Origin of the sequence: Corallococcus sp. 4LFB (assembly GCF_046520365.1) — a bacterium.
GTDB classification, from domain to species: Bacteria; Myxococcota; Myxococcia; order Myxococcales; family Myxococcaceae; genus Corallococcus; species Corallococcus caeni.
On sequence record NZ_JBKGHJ010000743.1, the window covers coordinates 1 to 2,921 of the forward strand.

The window sequence follows — 2,921 nt, forward strand, 5'->3', positions numbered from 1 at the left end:
CCGCCAGCCGCCGCAAGGCCTCGCGCACCGTGCCCCGGCTCACCCCATACCAGCGCGCCATCACCCGCTCCGAGGCCAGCCGCCCGTTCCTCGGCAGCCGCCCCAGCGCGATGTCCTGCTCGAGCTGCTCCTCCACGTACGCCACGAGTCCCACCCTCACCATCCGCGCCACCCCTCTCGCCCATGCTTCGCCCATCCAACCAGATGGGTCTGACACTAGCGGGAAGGCTCCCTCCACCTGGCTCGTGGTGGGGGGCATGCGCCCTCCGGCGCCGGGCGATGCGAACTGGTCCGACAGTCGGACCAGTTGGTGGACTTCGCTCCCGGCAGACGCCTCGGTTCGCGGCTCTGACTTGGTCTTCGATTGAGGACCTCGTGGTCCGAGAGTCGGACCAATCGGGCGTCGCCGCTCCCCGCGGGGCCTCTGCCCCTCAAGGGTCGTCCTGGCACCCCCTTGCGCACACCGCCGCGGCGCGTCGCTGCGCTCCGCGAGGCCCGCGTCCTCGTGGAGGATTCCGGGTCGCAAGGATTGCCCACGAACCTGGGCCGACCTGGCCGGCCCACGGAAAGTCAAACGCCTTCCCCCTGCGCGGTGGCTGGGGGAAGGCGTTGGGGTGATGCGGGAGCTGCGCGTGGGGCCTAGCTGGACTCGCTCACGCTGAGGCGCCGGCTGGCGCCGCCGTTGCCCTTGCCCAGCGGCTGGGTGTGCTTCAGGTTCGTGCGCGCCAGGGCCTCACGCTCTTCCTTCGTGTTCGCGGTGCGGTCCTTCTTCACGGTCATCACGCCGCCGCTGTCGTGCTTCTCCTGGGCCTGATCGATGCTCTTCTTCAGGTCGCTGGCCTTCACCCAGTAGGCGCCGTTGACGGGGTCGCGCACGCGGTAGAGGTCGTCGTCCGTGCTGTCCGTCAGGCCCGGGTTCACGCCGTCGATGGTGAGCCAGTGCAGTTCGCCGCTCTCCGGGCCCTTGTTGCCTTCCTCCAGCGTCGTGTTGAGCAGCGCGTTGGAGTCCACCAGCGCCAGCGCCATCTGCCCGCGCTTCAGCGCGCCGCTGAGCGCGTCCGTGTCGCACGAGTCGAAGCCGTTGGTGACCTTGATGCCCATGGAGCCCAGCATCGCGCCCATCTCATCCGGGGTCGCGCCGTCGTCCAGGTTCACCTGCACGCGGTCCTTCACGCCCGCCGTCTCCGACGTGGCCAGCGTGTCCGCATTGTTACGCACATTCTCCCGGGCCTCCTGCTGCGTCAGCGGGGCGGCTTCCTCCGCGCCGGCCTGCTCCAGGTAGGTCAGGGTGGCCTCCGCGCAGCCCTTCTTGCTCGTCTGGGCAACGGTGGTCTGGGGCGCGTTCCAGCCCTCCTCCTTCTGGGCCTCCGTCGCCAGGTTGGCGGGGACCGCGCTGGGCTGGGCCGTCACGTCCGTGCCCGGAGGCGGGGGGGCGGCCAGGGACGGCAGGCCCATCTTCTTGGCGCGCTCCTCCTCGAAGGAGTCCAGGTAGCGCCCTTCGGCGGCGTTGAGCGGCTTGGCGTCCGGTGAGTCCGGAAGGGGCTCCTTCACGGACTGGGCGGCGGCCGCCATCTCCGCGCGGGCCTGCTCCTGGGCCTGGCGGATGCGAGCCATGACCGAATCGAGCTTGGAGCCAATGTTGAGGGCCACGGGCATCTCCTGTCGCTTCCGGGTCTTTTTCCTCCCGCATTATCCGCGGGAGACTTCAGGGGTTGCTTCCGGATTGCAGGATCTGACGGGAACGCGCGATTTCCGACGCAACCGGACAGGCGCCCCGGCCGAAGACCATGGAATCCTGGACTGAGGGGTACACTGGACCCATGGCGAACCGGAATGACAGGGACGACGGGCCTTCGGCGCCTGGCTCCGCACCGCGCGTTTCGACGTCGCGGGAATCCTACGGTACGGGTAGAGGCAAAGCACCCTCGACGGGGCGGGGTGGGGCGGAGTCCTCGGCGCCTTCGCGTGGGGCGGGGGGCGAGTCGCAGCGCCTTTCGTCGCGGCAGGTGGGCCGGTTCGTCCCTCTGAAGGTGCTGGGGCAGGGGGGCATGGGGGTGGTGTACGCCGCCTATGACCCGGACCTGGACCGCAAGGTGGCGCTGAAGCTCCTGCGGGTGAAGGGCGGCCACGAGGACCTGGAGCAGGGGCGGGCGCGGCTGCTGCGCGAGGCGCAGGCCATGGCGCGCATCTCCCACCCCAACGTCATCCCCGTCTTCGAGGTGGGGCAGTGGGAGCAGCAGATCTACGTGGCGATGGCGCTGGTGGACGGCGGCACGCTGCGCGACTGGACGAAGGCGAAGCCCCGGACGTGGCAGGAGCTCCTGGACAAGTACCTGGCGGCGGGCCGGGGGCTGGAGGCGGCGCACGTGGCGGGGCTGGTGCACCGCGACTTCAAGCCGGCCAACGTGCTGGTGGGCAAGGACGGGCGCGTCTACGTCACGGACTTCGGGTTGGCGCGGCCCATGGGGGAGGCGGAGGACGACGAGGACGCCGGCGAGCGCACGCGGCCGGTGGGGGATGACTCGCCGCTGAACTCGCAGCTCACGCAGGCGGGGCTGGTGATGGGCACGCCCGCCTATATGTCGCCGGAGCAGTTCCGGGGCGAGCTGCTGGACTCGCGGTCGGACCAGTTCAGCTTCTGCGCGGCGCTGTACCGCGCGCTGTACGGCATCCGCCCGTTCGACCCGGACGAGCTGTCGCGGGTGGCGTCCCAGCTGCGGGCCCGGGGCGGGGCGGATGACGAGCCGGGCGTGACGGAGGCCGCGGCGGTGCAGGTGCTGCCGCCGTCGCCCATCCTGGAGCCGCCGCGCGACTCGAAGGTGCCGGCCTGGGTGCGCCGCGCGCTGATGAAGGGGCTGTCGCTGGAGCCGCGCGACCGCTTCCGCTCCATGGAGGAGCTGCTGACGGTGCTGGGGCAGCGG

3 protein-coding genes are annotated in these 2,921 nt (G+C 71.0%); 1 reads left to right on the forward strand and 2 read right to left on the reverse strand.

All coding sequences use genetic code 11. The features are described from left to right. Both ACLEQD_RS40485 and ACLEQD_RS40490 read right to left on the reverse strand, forming a co-directional pair. A partial coding sequence (locus tag ACLEQD_RS40485; RefSeq protein WP_410391275.1) for a GntR family transcriptional regulator occupies positions 1-259 on the reverse strand: 259 nt, incomplete at its 3' end. A gap of 380 nt (positions 260-639) precedes the next feature. Beyond that, positions 640-1,650, reverse strand: coding sequence for a hypothetical protein (locus tag ACLEQD_RS40490; RefSeq protein WP_410391276.1), 1,011 nt, complete (start codon positions 1,648-1,650; stop codon positions 640-642). A gap of 170 nt (positions 1,651-1,820) precedes the next feature. Between ACLEQD_RS40490 and ACLEQD_RS40495 the strand changes: the two genes are divergently transcribed. Next, on the forward strand, positions 1,821-2,921 hold a 1,101-nt coding region (locus ACLEQD_RS40495; RefSeq protein WP_410391277.1), incomplete at its 3' end, for a serine/threonine-protein kinase.